The following is a 24,322-nucleotide window of genomic DNA, read 5'->3' on the forward strand; positions in this document are numbered from 1 at the left end:
CTGGTAACGCAGGTGATCGCGGCTGCCGTAGCGCGCGTCGATGTCGGCGAGCTTCTTGTACAGCCCCCTCCGACTGCCGCGCGGAACATCGGAATCGCCCATGGTGTAGTAAGCCGGACCGACGGCACAGATATCGCAGCCGGTTGCGGCCACCTCCTGCACGAACGCCGGAATGTCCTTTTCTTGCATCCGCTTCATTCGAAAGCCTCTTCGTGTTACATGCCCTAGCACAACGTCCCGGATTTTGCAACCACACCGTGCATCCAGTGCATGACACACATTTGCGAGTGACTATCAGCTCGGCACCGGAAAGAACGCTATAGCCATGTCGCCGCAGGAATGGCAGTGGCCGCCAATCGGTTGGATTTGCGCCAGATTTGGGATGTGCCGCATAAACGCACCCCTGTTTGCCGCAACGGTTGCGGTGGCGCGGATTGGAGGGCCTCCTTCGCTGCCGTCAATACAAGGGCGTACAAGGCGGAAGCACCGAAATGCCCGCCAGCGAGACCAAGTCAGTTCGATGCCGGAGAAATTTCGTGGCCGTGAGACCGGTTCAACAGGGCGACCGTAGGAGCATCAGCATAGTCGCCGCCGTCACGCGGGATTGCGGGGCTATGCGCGCCAGCTTGCCCGCGTGTGTCGCTTGGCAGTTAATTATGAGAATGTAGAGCCAATGATTTCAGAGGCTTAGCTTTGCACCTAATTTGAGAATGGGTACTTAATTTGAGAATTCGAGGCGACGTATTGCACTTAATTTGAGAATGGAGCGCACGAGAATCGGCGGAGCCGTTTCTGCTGTGGCTTGGCACAGCGCCGAACGAATGCCCAAATCGCGCGGCCTGAGAGTTAATGCCTTAGCAGTTAATTTGAGAATCCTGGCCTTCGGCATTCTCAAATTAACTGCCTAAGTGATCGAAACCGCCGCATTCTCACGTTTAAGTGCCACGTGACAAGACCAATGCGCCGCAGCCTGCCCGAGGGCATCGCGTTGAAAGTACGCTAAACAACGCCAAGCCGAAAACCTAATGAAAGCAATGGTTCACGCAATCCGTATGGTTCCTGAGCAGGAGCAACCGGCGTCACGCTGACTGCGATGGACGCTCCAGCGGCGTCAACGAGAGTGACCTGTTCCGTGTTTGAGCTTATCGTTGCTGAGCGTAGCCATAGTTGACACACCAGCCACAGCAGCATCCCCGGTAGTGGTTGAAGCCAGTCACTCGAGTTTCACCTCCGCCATGCTATTCGTGCGCTAGCCGTGTTCTACGCGTAAGCGTCGCTTGAATACCCTCTCGATCAAGGAGACGCGCCTCAATTGTGGAGGCTGCGATTTTCTCGGAAAGGCATGTGTTGAATTTTAAGTCTCTGATCAGCTCTGTTGAAAATGATGGACGGATCGAGACTGCATCCAATTTTGAAAAAGCATCGATCGCCGCCGCAACGGTTCCGACCCTAATCGTAATACAAAAATCGTCCGAGTGCGCTTTGGGTCCCGGAATGGCCTGGGCCAGCGCTGCATTCGCGAGACCGCCCGCAAAGGTCCAAATACGGAAACTATCCTGTCCGTCGTGGACGATCGGAATCTTTGTCCCGTCGACAAACGGAAGTTGCTCCTGGACCTCTTCTAACTTGGACGCCGCCCTACGCGAAAGCCCGCACCCTGGCGAAGCTCCAGCGATAACCGACTCCGCAGCGCGACAAACGGCGAACGATGCAGGCCTTCCACCCCCCAGCCAGCGTGCTCGCCCCTCACCTTGAGCGGCTACGACGGATACCCGTCGACGTGGCCAATCAACCTCCACTACGCGCCAACTACGTCCGGCCAGGAGTATCACAATGGGCTCGTTGCTATGTGGCCCGAGCGCGAGCGGGTGAACGGCGCCGAGTTCGGTTCTTCCGAACATAACCGTGAGGAGCATTGGACTACTAAAGCTGACGACGAGATCGCCAAAGTGCCTCCGACCAAATTCGCGCTCGGCACGCGCTCCCAGCCCAACTACACCGGCATCCGAGTGCAGCATCCCGGTCGCAATCATGTGATCAATAATATCCGCTTGGTCGCCCGCCGACACGGCTTTGAACGTCGTTCCAAGCCAATCGTCCAGGTCACTACGCGCGATGCCTTTTTCTTGCAGCGCCAGAGCCATCACCTGCTGCGCGTAGAGGTGAGCGGGTTGAGCGAGAGGTTCCACGGGTTCAACGTACCCCTCTCGCCAGAGCCGGGCGATACCCAGCGCCAAAAGCAGTTCGGAGTCGTTTGTCGCCAGGAAAAGAAAATTGCGAACCGTGCCCGCCCTGCGGCCGCTTCGACCCATCCGCTGGAGAAAGCTAGCGACAGATGGTGGTGCGCCGACCTGTATCACTCGGTCGAGGTCGCCAACGTCGATCCCCAGCTCCAGCGTTGACGTAGCGACAATCGCGCAGTCAGGCTCGGCAGCGAAGGCGGCTTCGGCCTGGCGCCGCTCGTCGGCAGACAGAGAACCGTGAGAGACAAATGTCCTCACTCCAGCGCGGCGCAATCCTGACGCAAGTTGCTCAACCCGAGCTCGGCTGTCGGAAAATATGAGCCGTCGCTCACCCCGATGAACGCGAGACAGGACCGTCACTGCGTTTTCAACCGAGCCGACATAATCGGTCAGAACGTCGCCGGTGGGTGGCCCGGCGCCTGAGCCGACTATTCTGCCGCCTCTGTTCCGAGTGAGCCACGCCAATAAGTCGTCCGGATTTCCAACCGTCGCCGAAAGGCCAATGCGTTGAAGGCGGCGCCCAGCTAGTCGTTCGAGACGCTCAAGAATTGCGAGTAGGTGCCATCCCCGGTCGTCACCAGCGAAAGCATGCAGTTCGTCCACCACAACCGCTTGTAAACTGCTTAGCAGAGACCGGTGATCGACCCGAGCCGATACCAAAATTGCCTCAATCGATTCTGGCGTGGTGAGAAGAACGTCCGGCGCGTCCCTCAGCATCCGCTTGCGCGCGGACTCGCCGACATCGCCGTGCCATAGGCCCACTTTGCGCCCAACGAAGCCTCCGTACCGGTTGAGCCGAGGCTCAAGGTTGTTCAGCAGCGCCTTGAGCGGGCACAGATACAGAACCGAAAGACCGGTCCAGCTTTGGCTTGCCGCGCGTGAGAGCAGCGGCAAGAATGCTGCTTCGGTCTTTCCACCGGCTGTCGGCGCAAGGAGGAGTAAATCCTCACCGGCGTGGATCGGAGCAATTGCGTCCCTCTGGGTCGGGCGGAGGTCACCCCATCCCAACGTATTAACGATATGGTATCGAATGGCCGGATGAAGCTGCTCGAACGGGCTCACACCTCAAGCTCAACATTGTCGACCGAAGCTGCGCCTACGCTGGAACGCTCCGCGACCGACATCTCCAGTTCATCAATCGTCGGCGCGTAGTGTCGCCGCGGGTCGAAGTCCGCAAACTGATCCACCCTGTCGAGAACGTCAGCGACAAGCTTCTTAAGGAAAAGGCGAGGCGCTACACCAACTCGACCGCCAAACCTGCCAGCGACTGCGCGAGCAAGATATTCAAGGTAAGCGTTGTCGACGACCGCACGGACGCGGGCGCTCTGGGTCGCTTGCTCGGCAAAGAGATCGCGGACCCGAGCCCCTACTTGGACTAGGGCATCCAGATCAAATCCTGGAAGCCTTATTTGAACGGCTCGCGGATTGTCGAAACGCGCATCGGTGGCAAAGTCCGTGTGGATACGCTGCGCTAACGGAGGAAGGCGCTGAACGCCCTGCGGCCCATCGAAGAAAGCAGACGTTCCAGTCACGAGAAGGAACAACCCGGGATAGCGCCCGGAGTCCATCTCGTCCAAGAGCTGCCGGAGAGCGTTGAGCCCCTTCTCGCGTGTATCGGCGCGCATCCGCTGTAATGTCTCAACCTCGTCAAGCACGAGCACCAGCCCCGGCCGCCCAGAGTCTCGAAGGATGGTCAAAAGCCCAGCCAGAAAGTGCATAGCCCCGAATGGGTCGAGATCGCCCTTAACACCAGCAGCGCGCTTTACTGCGGCACCGACGTTCGGTTGACCACCTAGCCACGCGATCAAACCCTCGCCAAGCGCCGCGTCGTCAACCAGGAGTGCACGCCGATATGCACGCAAGACCGCGGAGAAGGCCGGCGCCGTACGCGAGATTGTCGAGAGCCTCTGCTCCACGAGAGCGTCCGTAGCAGCAACCAACCGGTCCGCGTCACGAGGATCGACGTTGCCTGACGCGAGTACATCTTCTTCAAGTGTGTAGAACCAAGCATCAACGACCGACCGTAGTGCGCCGTCCGGGGTATCGGCAGTTGCAAGGCGTTCTGCGAGGCGACGGTACACTGTCTCCCAGCGATGCAGGGGAGTTTCCGACTCCGAAACTTGGACTTCACTTGTTGCAAAGCCGCCTGCCGCGCGGGCGCGATCCTGAAGCCAGCGGGCAAAGAAGGTCTTGCCGCTCCCGTATTCGCCACGGACCGCCTTGAAGCCGCCCCGGCCCAAGGCAACAGCTGCGAGGTCGGCGTCAATCGCGGCTTCGAACCTTTCCATCCCCACCGCGAACGAGGCGAGGCCATCCCGCGGTACTGTACCTCGGCGAAGCGCATCGAGAATCTCGGCGCGTCGATGTGGGCCAGTCATGCCATTTCGCCGATCTCGAACTGCAACCGCAAAAGCCGGACATCGAGGAAGACCTCGTCTGTCTTCGAATCGAGAGAGAGAACCTGCGCCTGGTCAACATTGAGCACGCGTCTCGCCGCATTAACGAGGCCGGCGGCACGGAACGCAGGCAACTGAAGCGCCTGCGCCAGTGCCGTGCGTGAGAGCCGCCCACCTCGCGCTGAAAGAACCGAGACAAGCGCTCGTACAACCGGATCTTCGGGCGCACCACGTGCCGCAAGCCCTCGCTGGGCAATATAGGTGGTCGATGCCAGGAGTGCGTCAATCCAGGCATCCGCTGCTGGTGTGACGTCAAACAGGCCAATTTGCCTTTTATCAGTACGGCGGCCCGGCCGAAGTGGTGTGACGCTGGTCACCACTGGCGATGCTCCGTCCTCGCCCCACCAGGCGGGTTCAGAGGGAGGCGCCTCAACCCAGTCTGGGGGTGCGGCTCCACTGGTCAGGACTGCAAGCGGAACCAAAACTTCCTGAGGACTTCCACCCCCATGGTAGCCACTGCGCTTTGCGGCATAGCGAAGCCGTTCGCTCCAGGCCAGGACCGCCCGCAGTGTCCCATCAGGAGACATCACGCGGCCATCGCGCACTTCGATCTCTCCGTCCCGCGCAGGCCCGCCGGATCGCCAGCGGTCGCCGGGCCCAGCTTGGATGTGGGTGGTTCCAGTATCGAGAACGTGACCGTGGTCGCTGGTCAGAATAATGAGGCGGCTAGCTTCGCGTGCCGCTCTCAGCACAGGCAACAGTTGGCGTAGGACCTCCGTGGACCAGAGGACTTCGATCTGGTCCGATCCTGCAAGTTGCGCATCGACCGCGTTGTGGACGATGCCGACAACTCTTTGACCCGTATCGGTCAAAGCGGTTCGAACACGCTCATCCAACTCCGGTCCGACACCAAGATCGGCTTTGTGAAACAGAACCGGCGGCTTCCCTGCTCGCGATACCCCGCGGAGCCGTTGATGCACCCCAAACGCCGCGCGCTCCGCTGCGGCATTCCCGCGGACAAGGCGCCCAGAGAGGAGGCTTGTCCGCGAAACTTCGGTAACAGTGGGAAGGGCCGCCACAAGTGGAGGCGGCGAAGGTCGGCCTGCTGGGGAGAGCTCGGTCCAACCCTGACGCGCGATATCGGCGACCAGTGGACGCGCAACCGCGAAACTGAGCCCATCGAGAACCAGCAGCAGAACCGGCGCGTGTGCAGCAAGAGGTGCGACAATGCTATCGAGGGCGCGCTCGATTGGTAACGCCTCCTCGCCACCTGCACCGCCGGCGTTCCAATCGCGGAGTGAGTCCGCGAAGGTGCTGTTCTCTTCCTCGCGGCGAATACCGGCGAGTTCGCGCAGTCGCGCATAGGCGGCGGCTACAGCCGGAACACTGTCGCCCGCCCTGAGCGATGTGCGTGCCCAGTCCACGAAACCGCCCTCCTCGGCATAGGCCCTGGCTGCACTGCCAAACCCCAGCATCGACCTGCGCCTGCCCGAGATCCAGCGACAAAGCCTGGCGGCCATTTGCAGACGGTCGAGCCTGGCGCGATGATCGCCGGCGCGTTCGTGGTCAAGCGCCGAGCGCACCAACCGAGCGGCGCTTGCAAGGCCTTGTGTATCACCTGACTCCGCGGCCTGGGCAATCGCCTCCGCGGCCGCGACAAGCCGCGCCTCAAGCCCGGCGGTGAGCGCACGGCTCAGGCCAGCGTATTCCGTGGCGCGGACCGTATCCAACCAAATGGATGCCCGCGCTTGCTGCCTTTGTGCTGCGGGACCATCCAGCCGCGCAATGACGCGCCCCGCAGCGTCGGCCAACATGCTCCCTGCATCGGGTGCAATCCTGCTACTGCCGAACGCCGGCTCCAGCCGTACCGCTGCGTCTCGCAGGCTGTCGCTCGGTCCGCCCGGCGCGAAGATCACACCACACACCAACCCAATCGCGAGCGCGTCCGCCCCATGGCCAGCCGACACCGCCCTGGTCACCAGAGCAGCGGCGCTGCCGCCCTCGCTTGCAACTTTCTCTAGGATCTTGTCTCGAGTGGCCTGGGGCAGAGCTTCGAACCGATCAAGATTTCCTTCGCCAGCGGTCCACGCAAGCAGCGCCCCAACATCCGCTCGCGCTTCCGGCAAACCGACCGCATGCTCCAGACAAAAGCGCCAAGCGGTGTCGAGGTCCAGTACTCCGCCTGGGACTGGCGGGTATCCAGTCGCTGGGGGGCGCTCCAACAACAAATCAGAAAGCCAATCCTGACCACGCAACCGTGGGTCAAGATCACGCGCGGAGAATGCAGCACGAAGCGCGTCCCACCGGCTGGCCGCCATGAGCCGGCCACGCGGAAAACGGGCTACGACGTCTGCGCCAAGTAGACTTTCTTCGAGATGGGTGATCAGCAGAAGCCTCGCATCAGGAGCATCCTCGATCCCGGCAAGGGCTTCCCGGATCTCCAGCGGGCTCTCACACCATGCGATCCTAAACTGCTTCCCGCGACGCTCTATAAATTCGGGCCACGGCCGGCGTATCGGCGAACGCACTCCGAGAACACGTGCCTCAGGCTCGCGGTCCAGAAAGCCCTCAAGCTGTCGACGAGAAGGTGCGAGAAGTGGGCTCACTCTTTTCCACCGTCGCGTGTCAGCCGCCATGAAATCATCAGACGCGCGCCCGGTTCAGCGTCGAGAAGAGACTTAAGACGGTCAAGCTCTGCCTTTGCGTCATCAAGCGGAAGCACATCCCAAGATCTCTGCTCCAATACCTCTTGGCTCCGGCCAGCGCCAACGAACTCATCGCCTGGCTCTACACCGCCAACCGGAGGGCGATCCCGATCGTCCGCGGTGCCATTTCGCCCACCGGCACCAGCGGCGGACTCGCCGCCAGTTGGCGCCGCGGCAGCCAACACACGAAATGCATTCCGCTGTGCATCCCGCATCCGTGCCTCGAGTGGGACGACGTGTTCGTCCGCCTCCAGTGCCTCCCCGACAGCGCGGGCAATCTGTTCGGCCGCCACACGCCGATGGTCCGATAGGGTTGTGGCTGCGGCCAAGACATCCCATTCGAAGGATGTCAGGAACGACGAAAGGCCGCTCGCTGCCGATATCGATCGCCCGACGGCAGCTTCGCTAGTCTGAAGGTCCGACGTTGCTAGCGTCTGCACCACCGCCAATGGCTCGACACCGACGGTCAGTTCAGTCACGAGAACCGAAGCCGACAGCACTGTGATCATGCGCGGCGCGTTCTCAGGCGTCACGCCCGCAGCCGCCATTCTCGTCCGCAACACGCCGGTCAGCGTAGCCAGCGGTGCGCGCGCAGCCTGCGCCTTTTCCTGCACCTCGCTCGCCAGTCGTGCGATGGTCGCCCCCTTACGCACCTCTGACGGCACAAGGCCAAAGATCTCCGCCGCGCGCTCCCGCGCCTTCGTCCACGTCGTCTCGTCAGGTAGAGGTTGCGCGAGTAATTCGGCGTCGTCGTCTAGCCGTTCGATAGAGCCGCGGACCGGTGCGCCGCGCAGCGAAATCGTCCGATCTGCCTGAGCCGCACAGGCGAGAATGATTAGGTTCTCCACCTCTCGCGGCAGCCCCATCGGCCGCGGCTGGTCAATCAGCGACCGCAACCGCTTCACCGTCATGGCGCCGCCGCCCTGTTGCGCCGCCAAGCGTGCGAAGTGGTTGGCCCAATGATCCTCGAGAATAAAATGGGTCAGGCCTTGGTTCATCGTGCCTAGCTTGAGCGGGCCGGCGAACCCGCCGAGGATCTGGCGCATGGCCCGGTCCTCGATGAAGCGCCGCTGCTGCGGCTCCTCGGCCGCAGCTTCAATCTCCTTCAGCACCTTGTTGAGAGCGGCTGTCTTTACTTCTTGCTCGAAGATCGGATGGGCCGGGAAGCGATGAGCGAACGTAGAATCCAGCAGCGCGCCCAAGGCTTCCTTGAGTGCTGAGCCGACTGGCGGTTGCGGCCGGAACGTCCCGTCGAGCGAGACAAGATGATCCTCGGCTGAAACCTGGACTGCTAAGGCGCCGTCCTGATCTTGCCGGATCCCGTAGGCGGCTTCCAGCACCATGCGCATACGACCCTGAAGCTGGCTTTGCTGGTTCTGGAGCAGCGATCGCGCCTGCTGCCGATCGATCGCCGAAAGGTTGGGAGAGTTCTCCTCCAGGCGTGATCCGACCAGCAGATAGTCGATCCGCAGCAGCGTGCCGAGATCCCTCAGCGCCCGGTCGCCGAACGGTGAGGGCAACCATGCAATCGTCTCCGGTTCCTCGGTGAAGCGCGCCAGCCTCGCGCGATGGTCCGCTATCGTCCGGCCACTGGCATCGAACGGCAGACCAAGCAGCAGGGTCGGTGTTCCGACGCGTCCTCGCAGACGCTCGTCCGAAAGTTCCGCGATGCTTTCCAGCCAAACATCCACCTGGCGCCGCGTTCCGCGCCAGAGATGCGGTACCTCGATGAAGCCCTGCGCATTTAACAGTTCGCCGCCGTTGGGTTCGCCAATCCCAAGTGCTGCGAACAGCAGATCGCGCATCTTACGCCGACGATTCCCGTCATTGTCGTAGTGAGCTGCGTTAGCGAGAATCGGCTCGACATCTACGCCGGTGATCTGCAATGAGATGACCGGATTCGTGTCATCAGTCATTTTGATTTCGCCGACCTGAGCCGCCCAGGTACGAAGCTTACTCAGCACCGCCCCGCCTTCGCGCCCCGGAATGGGGGAAACCACGCTGCCGTGATTGAGCGCCGCCAGCCGCGCTGCCGTAAGCGCACGTAACGCTTCCACTTCCGGCACCAATGCGGCCAGCAACAAGGTCTTCAACAAGCGCGCATCGTTGCACAGGCTGGCCGCGGCCGGCACGTCTGCGCGTCCCTCGGCCATGTCTTGCCAGGTGACGCTGTGGGTCCGCTCCAGCAGAGGCAGCAGCTTCTGCGTCCACAGCTTTCGAGCATTCTCGAACTGAATCCGCATGCCGTCCGAAAAAGGCTGGTCGCTGGTCGAGATCGCGTCCCACAAATCGCCAACCGGAATCAGGCTGCCTAGCCGCAGCTCGTCCCTTCGTTCGACAAGCAGCGTCAGCATCAGCTTCAGCGCGGTACGCTCCCGCTGCAGCACGGAAGATGCAGCAATCAGCGCCTGCACAAGCGCTGGGCTAAACGGATAGACCTGCCGGAACATCGTCCGTTCACCGTCCGAACCGAGCAGCGTTTCAACAACCTCCTTACGGCGGTTGAAGAATTCGTCGAAAGCATTGTCGATCTGCATTTCGGCAACGTCATCCCGCGGCTTTAAGAGACGCCGTTGAGCGATAAGCGGCAGATTCCGGTCTTCAAGGTTGATGCGGTCGAACCGTGCCTCCCAGTAGCGCAGCGTGTCGGCAAACTGGAGCTGCAACGCGCCAGCCTGATTTGCGCCAACCAAGTCCCGCAGGTCGCGCTGACGCGCGACGAAGGAGATGATGGGAATGGGCCTGTCAGCCCGCTGAGCCTCAACCAGCTTCGACAACTTAGCACCCTCGGCCGAGACGAAATTCACGTCGGCGGCCCGAGTCGCCAACCACAAAATGAGCTCGTCAAGGAACAGTACCACCGCGTCGTAGCCAAGGCCGCGTGCGTGGCTGCTCATGATGGCAAGGCCGGTGTCGATATCAACGAAGGCCTCGCCTTTCGTGAGGGCCACGTCGGCATAGCCTGTGAACAGTCGGCTGATGAGATCACCGACCAAACGCTGGCGCTGATCGCCGCTCGGCGGCTCAAGCATGGCCGAGTCGAACGACCCCGCGTCCCATGCGTCTTCAAGATCTCCCCAGTCGCTTTCTGCGAAATCGCGCTGGTTCAGCCTGGCAAAGAAAGCGTCGTCACCGTAGTGCGACCGCTGACCCTTGGCGTCCTCGAACAATCGCTCGCCGAGATAGAAACCTGGCACCGGCGCCTCGGGATGGATGCGGCGAACATACTCCGCGTAGCCACCCAACACGGCGCTTTCGACATCCCGGGCGCCGATCATGTGAAAGGGCACCATCAGGAATCGGCGTTGCTGGGTCCAGGTGTTGTGCCGGTCCACTACCGGCGCCAACTCGGGGATCGCACGGGCGCGAGCGTTGCCGGCAAGCAGCAGGTTCAACACCGCCATGAAATGGCTCTTGCCTGAACCGAACGAGCCATGGAGGTAGCAGGCGGCGCTCTTGCGTTCCTCGGTCGCGCGCTGGATAAAGCCGAGCGCTTGGTCGAACGACCGCCGGAGCTGATCGGTGACAACGTAGTTCGCCACCGTCTCGGCGGCATGGGCGTCAGACACGCCTTCCGAGAGTTTCAGGACGAAATCGCCCTGATGCACCCGTTCCGGGATGGTGATCAGTTCGCGCAGTAGCGGGGCTTGAGTGTCGATCATGCGGCGATCCTCCGGCCGCGACGGGGTGTGGCGGGCGGTGTCCATGCGGCTACGGCGGCTTCGGTCATGCCGAGCGCCCTGGCCTCCGATTGCACAAAATCAACAAAGTAATCCCCCATCCGCGCGCCGAGATCGGGGTCGTAGTCGTTATGCCGCTGCAAGAGCCAGGGCACCAATTCGATTACGCCTGCCAGAAGAGGGATCAGCCGTTCGGTCGGCCAACCATCCTGGTCCTTGCGTTCCTGGTAATAGGCAGCGATCGCCAGGGCGCGCTTGAGATGGTTGTGGCCAGCCCAGGTGACGACCAGGCTGCCGTCCGCATCCCGCTGGCATTGCGGGAATGATACGAATCGCTCCTTAGGTACATCGAGGCCGCCTCGCAGGCGCCAGAAATCTGTGGTCTGGAAATCCTTGGCGACGTATTTCGGGGGCACGGGAATGTCGCCGACTTCCTCGCGCTTCCTGCGCCGTTGCTCTTCGGCGACCAGCTTGTCGATCGCGCGCTCCTCGGCTTCGATTGCGCCTGCATGCATGCGGATCGCGTAGGGCTCGGGTCCCTCCTCTGGGCGACGTGGATTGACAGCGCGCCATCCCTCCTGCGCCCACCGTTCGGCCTGAGCGCGGAAGTCTTCGCGGCGCCCGGCGACGACGGCGTCGATCGCGTCTTCGCGCCGCTGCTTTTCCCAGGTTGTTTGCCATTGTGCTCGTTTGCGCAGGCCGGCGTCCGCGTAACGGAGGGCGGCGAGAAACGGTACGGATTCTGTGGCCACGAGGTCCGCCACCAGAGCTTCGACATCCACGTCAGGCCGCCCTGCATAAAGCGTGGCGACCGAGAGAAACTCGGTGTCCCGGCGGAGGAGGTCAGCCAGCTGGTTGGTTGACAGAAGACGCGCATCGCCGCTGGTCCAGATAGACGGAGCCTCTAGACGGCCGAGCAGCCAAGTTTGCAATGCAGCTTGTTCCATTTCCTCCCAGGTTTCCATCGACCATCGACGCTTAAACTCGGGCCGTTCGATCAGGCCGACCGTAGCGTTTGTCTCGATCAGGGCGATGCGCTGTTCCACTATACGGCGATAATCGTCCGGCCAATGCCTGGGCAGCTCGGTTATTGGGGTAGAGCCGTGGCGGCTGAACCAGGTGGTTTCGACGGCGCCGGCCGCAATCTGGCGGGCCATAACAATTTCGAAGGCGCGTTCACCGAGACGCAAAGGCGGCGGCGCGGCATGCTCGGGAGGGGCCTTGCACAGGCCATAGAGACGATAGCAGCGCCAGTCGAGTTCCTCTTGCAGGGCAATCATTGAGCCGCGTACGGCATCTACGATTGCGCGGGACGTGTCGAGCGCGGTGCGGGTCGGAGCTGCCCGGCTAGCGACGACAGCAGGCAAATTTTCTCCCAGCTGTTGGGCCTGGGTATCTAGTGTACGGGCAAGGTCGATGGGAGCGTTTGCGGCGACAGGAAATTGTTGCAGCCCGGTGCCGGTAAATTCATAAAAATCCTCGAATGGCGCTGTTCGCTGTCTTGCTCCTTTGTCGTCAACGGTTGAACCTTTGTTGTGGAATACCTGCTTCAGCCAAAAGCAGGCCGTCGAGGAATTCAGAAGACCAAGCAACACCAGGTGATCGTCCACCGTTGCCGTAATAGGCAGCTTAATCACTGGCGCGGTCCGAGTGAAGACTCTGCCACCACGGTCGAGGACAAAGTGATTGTGGGTAGCAACAAAAGCGAAAACAATACTTAGCGGTATTCGTTGCTTTACTGGATTCACCTCGCCATACTCGAACCATTTTTTGCCAGTCTCTAGAATCGGTCGACTATAGAGTTTTCGGTTTGAAAGCACTGTCCGATACAGCCACATATGCTTCTGCATCGGACTGCCTGGGGCCGCCGATATTGGTCGATAGTCGTCGTCGTAAGGCCAAACGGACGCAAGGTTAGGGTTGATGCGATGATCGCGAACATCCTCTCCCGTACCGAACGGCCGTCCGCGCATTCCTGTGATCCGTTCCAGATCCGTAGGATTTCCAATGACAAAGACGTCGTCTGCGCCCGTGACGGCACTGAATCCGATCTGGAAAACTCTATCACCAAGGGTCGGCCAATCGCCTTCAATGAGCGCCTGCACTTCCGCTGCACCACCTCCGCCCATGTTCCACGGGTGCTGTTTCAACGCTATACGCGCCGTGTCCTCCGTGCTGATGAAATCACTCACTGATTCTGCCAAATCCGTCTGTGCCCGAATCGCCGTCCATACAAGACCCTGCGCTGGATCGTCCGGAGTCGAAGGTTCTCCGCGAATTCCTCGAACTGTTCGTACCACGATGTCCACTGGGAGCCTGTTGCGCCCGAATAGGATCACGGTCGGAGTACCGTGTCCTGGGATATAAGCCCCGGAGCAGTCCACGACGTGGGTTAGATCGAGGCGCGGCAAAACCGCCTCGATCAGCTTCGATCCAAACTCCCGTTTCATGAAGCTGTTTGCAACAATCAGCCCCACAAACCCTGCCGACTGTTCGCCGGTACCATCCTGAGCAAGGTCAAAAAATCGCTCGGTAAATGGGGCTCCGAGGCCGTATTTCATGTGGCAACTGTCATAGATTTCTCGATAGGCGTCCCGCATCGCCGCATCCTTCGGCGTGATGTAAGGCGGGTTGCCGACCACCGAATGATACTGCCGGCCGAGAATGCGATCGATCTCCGCTGTGTCCTCTGCGGCGTAGTGATGGCGAAGAGTGCGCCGAAAGCCTTCTTCGGTGCCGCCCAACTCACGACGAAAGAAGTGCCGCCCATGCAGCAAGCTATCTCCCGCCGCAAGATGCATCTCGAAGCTTGGTGCCGCCGTAAGCCGCCGCACATCCGCGGCCCGGAGTGCGGCCATCAGCAGTCGAAAACGGGCGATTTCCACAGCGAACGGATTGAGATCCACGCCGGCGATGGCATCCAAGGCCCGCTGCGCCTGTTCTGCGGGAGGCAGGCCCGGCGCAAATCGCCGCCACTCCCTCAACAGCCGATCAAACCCGCCGAGCAGAAAGTGACCAGAGCCGCACGCCGGATCGATCATCGTCACGCGCTCATGGCCGAACTCCTTGATCGCCGGTTCTAGTGCGCGGTCAAGAATCCAGGCCTCCACGAAATCGGGTGTCTGCAACAGGGCGTAGCGTTTGCGCGCCTCCTCCGAGAGGTCCTGATATAGATCGCCCAGAAAGCGCGTGTTCCAATCTCGATCAGTGAAATCGTGCGCCAGCTCGCCTGTCTCCGGCATTACCTCGCGGAAAAAACGGATCAGCGCCATCGATCCGTCGCCAGAAATTGGCAGGCGAAACAATGGATTGTGAGATGGGTCAAAAAGACCGGCGAGGCCAGGTAGTCGCGCCGCCGCCTCGAAGGTGGCGAGCAGATACTCAGTGTCAGAATCATGTGGCCGCGCCCGGAAGTGTGCCTCCTGCCGCTCTTTCGCCAAATCCAGGCGCTCGCCGGGTCCTGACAGGAATGGGCGATCGACCAACAGATTATCTTCCAGAAAACGCAGGAAAACACACCCGAGCACCCAGTGGACAACCGATTGGTCGAAGGCGCCATCGAGGAATACCTCGAAGGTATCTCGCGTCCGGCCGAGGTCGAAAGCCTCCCGCCACTCCGCCTGCACAGCGTCTCGCCGCGCCCCCGCGGCGTGGGTGACACGCAGGTCGGCGTCGAGCACCTTTCGGAGGCGCTTCAGGTCGGCGAGGAGTTTGGCGGCGTTGATCATGAATGAGGTGGTCCGAATTCAAATGTCCATGGAAATCAGGCGGCGCTTTGCGCGCCACCGGCCCGGTGAGCGTTGGCAAGCCAAGGATCGGTCAACCTGGCCCAGTTGGCGGCAGACATGACCGGAAGATATGCATCGTCGATCCGCGGCATCCCGCCATCCGCCTGCGGCACCAGCAGCCATAGGCTGGGAGGGCCGCCCCTGGTGCCAGAGGCTTGAGCGAGGTCTGATAGCATGGTCATCAGATCGTACCGCGCGAGCAGCCCGGGACTCACCAGCAGCGCCGGCCGGTCGAAGGCCAACAGGGTTGTGCGCACGCGTTCGGCCGCTTTGGTGGCCAGGCGGAGAAGGTTGCGGAAACCCTTCCCGTCGTGTCCTTCCGCATCTGCCGCCAGAACCACGGGCCATTTCACTTTTCGCGCATCGGCCTCGGCACGCATCTCGCGTAGCAATAGCAATTCCAGGCTGACCCGTTCCCGCGGCGCGAATCGGCGCAGCAATTCGGCCTCGGCGCGGGGGGCGCGGCGAACATCGACCGTCAGCGCGAGAAAGGCCCCTGTGCGGTCAGCGCCGACGATCTTTTCTTCCAGGGCCCGGGCATCCAACACCTCTGGCGTCGCCTGAGGTGCCGCTGCCAATGTGCCATAGCGCAGCGCACTGGAACGGCTGCCCCTGTCGGACGGAGTCACGAAGCGGCTGACATAACCACGCCCGTCGGGATCGTCGTCGCTCCAGATCCGTTCCGCGCCCACTTCGTCGAGGAGGCGGTCGAGCTCCGGCCGTGGTGGCAACTGGGCGGCGTCCGGGAAGCGTCCCTTGACCCTCTCCCGAACAGCTTCCTCGGACAGCAATCTGGGGCCGGCCAGCGAGCCGAGGGAGAGCCGCAGGGCCGTCGCTGGAGCCATTCCCTTCGGATACAGCTCGGCACGGGCTGAGAGAGACGCCCCCGTGGAGGCGGCAGCCGCGAGCCGAAGCGCGCGGCCGGGCGGTAGAACCTCGCCATCCGGTGGCCCCACTAGACTCAATTCCTCTTCAACCCTGCCAGGCGAGGGAAGCGGATCCTCATGCGCCATCCGGTCGGCAATAGCCCCAAGTGCAGCGGCATGCGCCGCCAGTTCAGGGCTGAGAGCCACTAGAATTGGGTTCTGGTCGGCATATGAAGCAAACCGCGGCGCGTCGCTGGCTGAGGCTTCTAGTTCGATAGCCGCACGGAGAACAGCGCGGGAAAGCCTACCGCGATCGGTCTCGGAGTCTTCGACCGAACCGCGGGCGGCGAGCAACAGCGCCGCCAGCTCATCCGCTGTGGCAACACGGCCGGCACTCGACAGCAGGGACACCAATTCAGTGCGCAGTTCATTGAGCTCCCGGCTCTTGTGCCAACGATCGCGCGCCTTGCCCAACACCGCGGCCACAGCGCTGCGAGCAACGCCTGCTTCGCGTGCCACCTCGCCGGCAGCCGGCCAGGATACGGGCCCATCCGCGGGTTCAAGCCCAAGGTAAAGCTCCAGTAACCGGTCTTCGGCCGTCTCGTCGCCTGCAGGGCGGCGCGGGATCAGAAGCTCGGCAAGCTGATCCACGCTTGCCCAGGCCTGCGCGTCCTCCGACCCACCACCTGGCTTCAGCTCGGGCCTTATTTCGGCAAGCCGCTTGGCGCGCTCGCGGATTTCCCGGCGAACCTTGTCGCTGACGCTGCGGAGGTAACGAAACCGGATTCGATCCACGGCTAGCAACTGCTGGACGGTGTGCACGCCCATGCGGTCGAGGACATCACGCGCCTCGAGGCTGTAGCCAAGCTCGGCGATGGTGCTGCGGCGGTCTAGACGGCGGGCAATGGTTTCGATGCTGTCTTCGGGGATAGCGCCACGGTCTAGTGGCTCGAACGCGCGCCGCCATTCGCGAAGCATGTCTTCGGCGTTGCCGAACCGCTCCTCAGCGTTCCGGCGCAGAGCCGTCGTAAAGAAATCTCGCAGTCCCTCGCGCAACATGGGATCGAAGCGGTCCGTCGCGATCGTGGCCTCGTCCTCTGTGACGAGGGGCTCGGTCGCGCCGTCGCCCCAGGTGGGCGGGACCCCCGCAACGAGCTCGTGTAGCGTAATAGCCGCTGCGTATCTTTCTGCATGAAGGTCCCAGCGACGCTGGGGCCTCAGTGCGAGGAATGGATCAAGGTAAGGACGCGTTCCAGCCTGGAGGTTCTCGGGCGGCGTGCGAGTGAGAGAGAAATCGAACAAGACAAGACGTAGACGGCCGCTTCCGCCCGCGGGTGCGATGCCAATGTTGTCGGGCTTTATGTCGCGATGGGCGACGCCCTGTTCCTCTAGGTGGTTGAGGGCTTGGAGGAGATCTTCCCCGAAGCGGCGCATCAGATCGAGAGAGGGCATGTCGTCGCCGCGAAGGCGCTCGGCCAGGGTGCGGTCGCCGGCCTTTTCCATCAGAATTGCGGCACGACCAGAGACGGTCAGCGTGTCAATGATACGAACGATGTTCTGATGATGCAGGCGGCGAAGAACGGCTGCTTCGGCCTGCAGACGGTCGCCGTGCGTCTCGTCTACCGCGACCTTGAGGACCAGCTCATCCTCCTCGCCATTGCGTCGGACCAGCAGCGCGTCTGCCGTGCCACCGCGTCCAAGTTTGCGGAGAACGACGAAGCCGCCGTCCAGCTGGTCGTCCCGCTTGGCGATGCTCGGATCAACCGTGGTTGTGGAGTCCTGTGCGCGCGCGTCTGTCTCGGCTAGGGCAAGATATTCGAGGAACTCGCCGGCGGAAGCGATCCGGTCACGAACAATCGGGGTAGTAGACGCGCGGACCAGGTCCTCAAGGAAGGTGCCGACGCCATCGACTGCCTCAGCAAGCCGCAACCCGCCCCCCTCCCGCAACTTCGCGGGCAGATCCAGCGGGCTCTCTGCCGGGGGTCGACCTGTGAACAGATGGTAGGCTATGGCGCCCAGCGAGAAGACATCTGCTTGTGCGCCCGCCTCACCGCCGATGAGCGCCTCAGGAGCAAGATAGATTTTTGCTGGATCAGAAAAATGATCGTCGATGTTGCGCGTGCCGGAGGTAACCGGAACGGCTGTTTGACTTCCCTCAGCACGGGATGCGACCTGCCAGTTCATTATCTGAAGGCGAGGTTGTCCCTCAGTTACTCCGTGGACGAGCACATTCTGAGGTGCCAGGCCGCGATGGTACAGACGCTTGCCGTGGGCATGGCCAAGCGCCTCGGCCAGCTGGCGGAGCAGCCCTAGGCGGGCTTCGGCCGTCAACTCTGACAGCTTCTCTCGGAGGAAACGATCAAGCCTGATGGAAATCGGGTCATGCTCGAACACCAGCGCTGGGCCAAGTTCTGTTTCACGGAAGTCGAGTACCCTGAGGATCCCGGGATGATCAATGCCCTCAAGAACGCGGAACTCGCGCATGGCCATGCGGCCAAGGCGCTCGCGCTCATCGGGGGACGCGGCACGGGCGTATGGATAAACCCTGACGCGGCGCGCCACTCCGAGACTCGCATGCCTAGCAACAAAATCCTGCCAGCCCTCGCCCTCGCCAAGCAGAGAGCCCAGGAGATAGTCGCCAACCCGCCGATCGCGGCCGGCTGGCCGGATACCTGCCTGTTCGATAGCTCTCGTGGTAGTGCGCGCTATATTCGCGTCCACCGATGCCGGTCGGCCGAGTTCGGTATCGAGCGCACCGGTTAGAGCCGCAATGATGCCACTGTCGGAGGAACTGCGCGGGTTGCCTCGCAGGAAGACCCTGCGCGCGGTCCCAGCATCGATACGTGGTGGCCGCAGGACTTTGGAGAGGAAGATGACCTCTGTGACCCACGGCACTCGGTTGGCACCGCGGCCGAACGCATCCTGTCGCTTTAGCAAGGATGCAAGACGCTTTGCCTTCCGGTTGGCCAGCAGGAGAGGGTTGTCGACAGTGTGGCGGCGTCCATCCGTCGTCCAAATCCAGCTATGCGCGTCGCCATCGATCGTCCCAGGTCGACTCTTGACTTCGACAAGCATCAAGCCGGCGGGGCTAAGGACGAGCAAATCGACCTCGTTGACACGACCCTCATCGTCCACGAATTCGAAGTTCGACCATGCCCGCCAGGGATCGTGATCTGGCAGGTGCTCGCGGAGGAACTCCAGGGCCTCACGTTCCCACTCGAATGCGGAGGGGCTAACGACTGTCCAACGAGGCAGCTTCATGCACTTCTCGTTCCTATGAGACCGAACCTACCGCCCGGCGGTGACCCCAAGTTCTGCGCCGCATGTGAACAGCAGCCCGTCGCGCCTGTGCCCGATCCAAGACGTCCTTCGGTTCGGCAAGAGCCAAAAGCGAGAATACTGGTGAGACGAAGTTCGCCCGGCGTCAGCCATTCGCGCAATTGGTCGATGCCTGGTCCCGTCCCGATCTTCCGAAAAAGCCTCATCGGTCTTGACCTCCGTGGCTGCTTGGCACCGGCCCCGGTGGGGGTGTAGGCTCGGGCGTCGTCTCGATGAACTGTCGGATGGCTTGGCGGATGACCCAAGAGATCGAAGCGTCTCGCGCCAACGCAATCTCATTGAGCGTCCGATAGTCCCGCTCTTCGAGGCTCACGGTCAGCCGCGTTGCCTTGCGAGGACGCTCGTTCATGCCACCCCTCCACTCCCTAGCCTGACCCTTACCCATTAGCGCATCAGATTTCAACGCAGTGATGCAGTTTTCATCAACGGAATCACATTAGAGTCGGGTTTCCTTGCGGGCGCTTTCAGCCGCTTGACGCGCAAGCTATTACTGCATGATTGCAACGTCGTTGAGCGGAGTCTTCGGTGTAAGCCCAAACGAGCGAATGGCGTGAAGCATAACTTTGGGAGCGCTTTCTCGTTGCTCCAGATCGTATTTACTTCGAAGCGATCTAGGCTCGAAAGGCGGCTACATGTGTCAGCATCGTCGATGCGCATGCGCGTCATCGTCAAAACAGTTCCCACCACTGGAATCGCTAGGCTGGAGCTGTCGAGGCGAATATATTGCCGCCCCCTCGTGAGCAGGGAGTCGGCGGCGATGGGGTCGATGGACTAGGCTCAGGTTCGGCGACCGACGTGAGGCCTTTGATACCGGAGTTTCAAGATGGCAATGAATTTTGATGGAGCGTCATTCCTTGGCTCGATATCGGAAGTGGTTGGCTACAAATGTGGAGTGGCTCTCAGCCACAGTGATCTTGCAACGCATTTCAGAAACAATGGCTACGATGAATACATTGAGATAGGCGACGATGACTGGATTCGGATACGTTCAGAGGTATACGAGGACATAATCGAGAGCTTCCTGTATTCACTCGGTCGACTTGAGCACAGATATAACAAATTTCCGACAATCTCATTTGCCCATAAGTACAAGGGAAACAAGAAAAAAAATCTTATCGCAAATAACATTCTGGCACTTTGGCTTGAATGGTTTAAGATCGAAGGTCGTAGCCAAATTGACTCCCGACAAAAGTCGCTTGACCCATCGAAGTTGATGATTCTCGTTTTTGACAATCACGGGAAAACAGGGCTTTCCATGCTCATGGAATTTATAGAGATGGTAAACGCCTCAACGATTGCAAATCCCTTGAGTACGCTGCGCAACTTCACATGGGACAACACAATAGAGTTGAAAGCCCTATTTGAAAGCGAGGGCCTTGATTCCTTCTACGGAACGTTCTTTGATCAAAGATTCATTGATTTCCTCCATCGGAACTTTGATGACATCGATCGAATGCATTGGCGCAAATTCGAACAAATGACCGCGGAATATTTCGACAGGCAGGGACTTGAAGTCCAACTAGGGCCTGGGCGGGGCGATGACGGCATTGATGTGCGAGCTTGGCTGCCATCAAGTAAGGGCATGGGTCCTCACATCGTGGTGCAGTGTAAGAGGCAGAAGGCTCTGGTAGAGAAGGTAGTCGTGAAAGCTCTCTACGCTGACGTCGTTCATGAACAAGCGACGTCAGGGCTTGTGGTGACCACATCCCGACTCTCGCCTGGCGCGATGAACATGAAAACCGTACGGCAGTACCCGATTGATGTAGCCGACCGGACGACTTTGGCTAGTTGGCTCGCGAACATGCGCCAGCCTGGGGCCGGCGTTATTCTTTAGATACGAGAGAGGCCCGCCACCGATCACAAGCAGCCGTTTCTGTTGTCGCGTGGCACTTAATGATGAGAATGCCAAGCCAATGATTCCAGTGGGTTAGATCTGCACTTAATTTGATAATTGGCACTTAACTTGAGAATATATCGCTATTCCTAGCAGTTAAATTGAGAATGAGCTGGCGGGATATTTTTCTGCATTTCAGTGATCAATCAAGGTATCTTACCTCAGACAAAGCCGATGACTTCTCAACGTTTTCAATGCCATAGCGCGCCGGCGTCAGACGTGGCCTGGTTCTCCCTTTTGCATCTTATTTGAGAACTGGCGCGCTGAGATTCTCAAAATTAAGTGCCACCGCCCGCACAAACTGCCGCATTCTTACGTTTAAGTGCCAAGCGACATCTGATGATGGCATCGGAAAAATCATCGGGAACGTCCACAAGCTCGCCCGAGTGCTCGTCGTAGATATGTGCATGCGTGGCGGTGTTCGTGTCATAGTAGGCTTGGGAGGAAAACTGCGGAAGCTGCCTGAGATCTCCTCTTTTCGTGAGGCGCAATAGCGTGTCGTTTACAGCCTCAAGCGATATGTTCGCGCGATCGGATTCCAATCTCCCGTGTATGTCGTTCGCGGTGAAGTGGCAGGCGCCACCCGCAAATACGGCTTCGGCAATCCGCTCATGAGAGTTTGGGTAATGAAATGCACAGTTGTCTTGGCAGGCGCGTTGTGTGCAGTTCTGGCATTGGGCGCTATTTGCCATAGCTCGCTCCTTTGTCTTGAATGCTAGCGTATGTCGAAGCTCGAAAGTTCACCGTCCGTCTGGATGACTGAGAGGTATACTCACTAAGATTCTCTCGCGTTTGCCGACAATGCAGATGCAAAGGAGTGCGGGGGTCGCTTTGGCACTTCGAAATTTGCATCCGCCGGCAGCGAGCGAATGAATCTTGGATAGCTGTCGAAATTCACACTGTCGGCGACAAACGGTCTCTGCTCACCGCGACGAACAAGCAGTGAATGGTCAATACCCAGCAGACGGCGGACGCTCACCAATGCTTCCTGTGTGACATCAGTGTAGGCGACGATACACCATTCGCCGCCGACTTCCTTTGCGAGTCCGCACGGCCGGACCTTCCATCTCAAGCGGCCATGATGGGCCATGAAGTACGTTTTCTGGATACCTCCGACCGCTGACAAACCTTCATCCAGCGCATACTCCACGACGGCATAGGAAAGTTGAGTAATAGTTCCCCTAATTCCGCGGTCAGCGACATCTCCTTTGACGAAGGTTCGCGTCCATTCCGCATAGTCCGGACGCCTAGGTACGCCGGTTAGTTCGCACATATCAGGGAAAACTTCGGATACCAGATGTGGATCGCTGGTTGGGATAAGCCTGGCGGATGTAACGACCTGGTCGTCCTGCATGCCAAGAATGTACGTTGCGACGTCCGTATCGAATTGATCAACCTCACGGCCATCGATGCTTTCCGGGCGCCACTGCTTCTGCCGCACAAAGGCGTCATGACGCCGACGAAGGAATTCGTCGAATTCCCTCTCATAGAGCAGCCTATTGCGTGACGTGACTACATGTGCATGGATCATGCATCAGCTCCTCTGGTTGGTTGGAGCTGAGCTTCGCAACGTTCTCATCCGTTGTCAGGTATCAGGGTTGATACCTTGACAAATTCACGGATGTATAGCCCGCAGCCTAATTGCTTCGACAACTGCTTGGATTGTGGTCGAAACGCCTAGCGCCTCGCGGGCCGCTTTTTCATGTTTGCGAACCGTCGCTTCGCTTATCCCAAGGATGACTGATACATCCCAGGCAGACTTGCCCTCTGCGGCCCAAAGTAGCACTTCCTTTTGACGCTCCGTCAGCGGGTCCACCTCCCTCTCGCCATATATAAAGGCTTCGATAGACATCCCAGCGTAAATGGCCATCGTGACCAGAAGAGACTTTTCATGTTCCGACATGTTGCAGCGTAGCTGCCCGGAAGCGAATGACAGGACAGACTGCCAATGTTTGAACGCATGCATCGGGACCGCAAATCCGCTGCGGATTCCAAACTCGGTCGCTTCGTCGTGAACAAGCTTGCTCTCAGGAGTGCCTGTCCAGCATTCCGGAATTTCATCCCAATTGAAGGGAAAGCGTGACTTGGCTGAGTAGATGCAGACAGCATCCGACCTTGAATGCTCTTTCTCACAATATCGCTCGAACCAGCCTTGGGGCCAGCCCATCAATTCAACCATCGGAGCGAGTTTCTGACCTCCCACGGGCACACCTGAGAAAATGAGATGCTCAAATCCGAGTGGTCTTGAGCTGGTAAGTATGTCCTTCAAGAGGTCCGTTGAGCAACGATGACCGCCGCATCTTTCAATGAAGCCAAAAGCAGCTGCTCCAATCACGACACTCGCCTCCTGCCACAACTTCTATTCATTGCTCGCCAATCATCATGAGCGGGGGCAATGGGCTTCCATATCGGTCCGCTGCCCCTCTATGCGCGATACAGCGCTTCGGTCGTCAGGGCGCACCCTGAATCGCGCCGCCCGCCGTCCGGTCGACCATGAGATGCGACAAGATCGAGGTTCAAAAAGTAATCCTCGGTGGCTCTTTGACGGAAATCCAAAATCTGCCCCACAGTTTGCCACTAAATCCTGTGGCGTAGCAAACATTTGCGCGGCAAGTGCTGATGCTGGCAGTGCTGCGATAAACAGGGTCTCCGCGCTCCCCGCCATCGGTCACACCTCATCCTGCCTGTTTGCGTGGTAAACTGGCTGCTGAACGAGATCACCGCCGAGCAGCTGGGCGCTGGGACCACTCTCGAGGTTTACATCGCCGTTCCGCCGGCGCTGGAGTGAAACGGGCTTCCGGCTCACGCCCGCCGGCCTCGAGGCAGAGCTCGTCGAGATGATCCGACCGTCTTGGAACTGTTTGGACTGGGGACATCGCGAACAGGTGTGCGAGGACATCGCGAACAGTTTGCCATCTTATCGAGCCAGGGCATTGAGGTCGATGGTTTCTATTTTCTGGTGTCTGAACCAGGCGTCGAAGACGCCGTCGGCAGCGGTTGGGCGAAAGGCGACGGATTTGCCGGCGAAGGCCCTGCACAGGCGCATGGTGTGGCCGAGGATGGAGACGAAGCCATGCTGCTGAACGCGGCGGACGAGATCGTCGTTGGCATAGTCGAACGGCTCGACGATTTCGCGATACTGGCGCTGCAGACGCGATAGCGGTCGAGCGGCACAGCGCCGCCAAGCGCGTCGTGCGGGCGCACGGTGTTGTAGTATCTGCGCCAATCCTCCAACTTTTCGGCGGCCTCGGCAAGGGTCAGGAACCAGTGGGCGTTCAGGCACTCCGCCCTGAAGCGGCCGTTGACTGGCCAGATTACATCTCCCCGGCACTGTCGACCAGAAGGCGCTGTACGGGTTCCTGCTCCTTACCACCATAGTTCAAGTCAGACCGGGCCTGCGCTGCCCCGTGA

Annotated in this window: 12 protein-coding genes and 1 pseudogene; 2 read left to right on the plus strand and 11 right to left on the minus strand. The window is 60.2% G+C overall.

All coding sequences use genetic code 11. The features are described from left to right. Positions 1 to 1,238 precede the first annotated feature (1,238 nt). From ACZ89F_RS24530 to ACZ89F_RS24560, 7 genes are all read right to left on the minus strand, one after another. Complete coding sequence (locus ACZ89F_RS24530) at positions 1,239 to 3,305, minus strand: DEAD/DEAH box helicase (protein WP_476094591.1); 2,067 nt, start codon at positions 3,303 to 3,305, stop codon at positions 1,239 to 1,241. Then, the gene (gene brxD / locus ACZ89F_RS24535) at positions 3,302 to 4,621 is read right to left on the minus strand and encodes a BREX system ATP-binding protein BrxD (RefSeq protein WP_476094593.1); all 1,320 of its coding nucleotides are present in this window, start codon (positions 4,619 to 4,621) and stop codon (positions 3,302 to 3,304) included. Before brxD ends, ACZ89F_RS24530 begins: the two co-directional genes overlap by 4 nt. Beyond that, positions 4,618 to 7,245, minus strand: a complete 2,628-nt coding sequence (pglZ, locus tag ACZ89F_RS24540) for a BREX-2 system phosphatase PglZ (RefSeq protein WP_476094595.1) — start codon at positions 7,243 to 7,245, stop codon at positions 4,618 to 4,620. The genes brxD and pglZ overlap by 4 nt, the downstream gene beginning before the upstream one ends. Beyond that, positions 7,242 to 11,006 (minus strand): BREX-2 system ATPase PglY family protein, encoded by a 3,765-nt coding sequence (locus ACZ89F_RS24545; protein ID WP_476094596.1) that lies wholly within the window; start codon positions 11,004 to 11,006, stop codon positions 7,242 to 7,244. The genes pglZ and ACZ89F_RS24545 overlap by 4 nt, the downstream gene beginning before the upstream one ends. Next, positions 11,003 to 14,752 carry a BREX-2 system adenine-specific DNA-methyltransferase PglX gene (pglX, locus tag ACZ89F_RS24550; RefSeq protein WP_476094597.1) on the minus strand — a complete coding sequence of 1,250 codons (3,750 nt, stop codon included), beginning with the start codon at positions 14,750 to 14,752 and terminating at the stop codon, positions 11,003 to 11,005. The genes ACZ89F_RS24545 and pglX overlap by 4 nt, the downstream gene beginning before the upstream one ends. A gap of 35 nt (positions 14,753 to 14,787) precedes the next feature. Beyond that, positions 14,788 to 18,939 (minus strand): BREX system serine/threonine kinase PglW, encoded by a 4,152-nt coding sequence (pglW, locus tag ACZ89F_RS24555; RefSeq protein WP_476094598.1) that lies wholly within the window; start codon positions 18,937 to 18,939, stop codon positions 14,788 to 14,790. Between the two features lie 220 nt (positions 18,940 to 19,159). Then, complete coding sequence (locus tag ACZ89F_RS24560) at positions 19,160 to 19,402, minus strand: ribbon-helix-helix domain-containing protein (RefSeq protein ID WP_476094599.1); 243 nt, start codon at positions 19,400 to 19,402, stop codon at positions 19,160 to 19,162. 438 nt (positions 19,403 to 19,840) lie between these two features. Between ACZ89F_RS24560 and ACZ89F_RS24565 the strand changes: the two genes are divergently transcribed. Then, positions 19,841 to 20,851 carry a restriction endonuclease gene (locus ACZ89F_RS24565; protein WP_476094600.1) on the plus strand — a complete coding sequence of 337 codons (1,011 nt, stop codon included), beginning with the start codon at positions 19,841 to 19,843 and terminating at the stop codon, positions 20,849 to 20,851. Between the two features lie 338 nt (positions 20,852 to 21,189). On the opposite strand, the gene ACZ89F_RS24570 is transcribed toward ACZ89F_RS24565, so the two are convergent. The 3 genes from ACZ89F_RS24570 to ACZ89F_RS24580 all read right to left on the minus strand — a co-directional run bounded on the left by ACZ89F_RS24570 (position 21,190) and on the right by ACZ89F_RS24580 (position 23,246). Next, on the minus strand, positions 21,190 to 21,603 hold the full coding sequence (locus ACZ89F_RS24570) for a transcriptional repressor (RefSeq protein WP_476094602.1): 414 nt from the start codon (positions 21,601 to 21,603) through the stop codon (positions 21,190 to 21,192). A gap of 83 nt (positions 21,604 to 21,686) precedes the next feature. Continuing rightward, positions 21,687 to 22,442 carry an acyl-homoserine-lactone synthase gene (locus ACZ89F_RS24575; RefSeq protein WP_476094604.1) on the minus strand — a complete coding sequence of 252 codons (756 nt, stop codon included), beginning with the start codon at positions 22,440 to 22,442 and terminating at the stop codon, positions 21,687 to 21,689. Between the two features lie 84 nt (positions 22,443 to 22,526). Beyond that, complete coding sequence (locus tag ACZ89F_RS24580; RefSeq protein ID WP_476094606.1) at positions 22,527 to 23,246, minus strand: LuxR family transcriptional regulator; 720 nt, start codon at positions 23,244 to 23,246, stop codon at positions 22,527 to 22,529. Between the two features lie 624 nt (positions 23,247 to 23,870). On the opposite strand from ACZ89F_RS24580, the gene ACZ89F_RS24585 reads away from it, so the two are divergent. After that, positions 23,871 to 24,071 (plus strand): hypothetical protein, encoded by a 201-nt coding sequence (locus tag ACZ89F_RS24585; RefSeq protein WP_476094607.1) that lies wholly within the window; start codon positions 23,871 to 23,873, stop codon positions 24,069 to 24,071. A gap of 5 nt (positions 24,072 to 24,076) precedes the next feature. Here ACZ89F_RS24585 and ACZ89F_RS24590 read toward each other — a convergent pair. Beyond that, positions 24,077 to 24,214 (minus strand): annotated as a pseudogene (locus ACZ89F_RS24590) (integrase core domain-containing protein); the annotation flags it as partial. Positions 24,215 to 24,322: the final 108 nt, after the last annotated feature.

This window comes from Mesorhizobium sp. USDA 3734 (genome assembly GCF_056279665.1).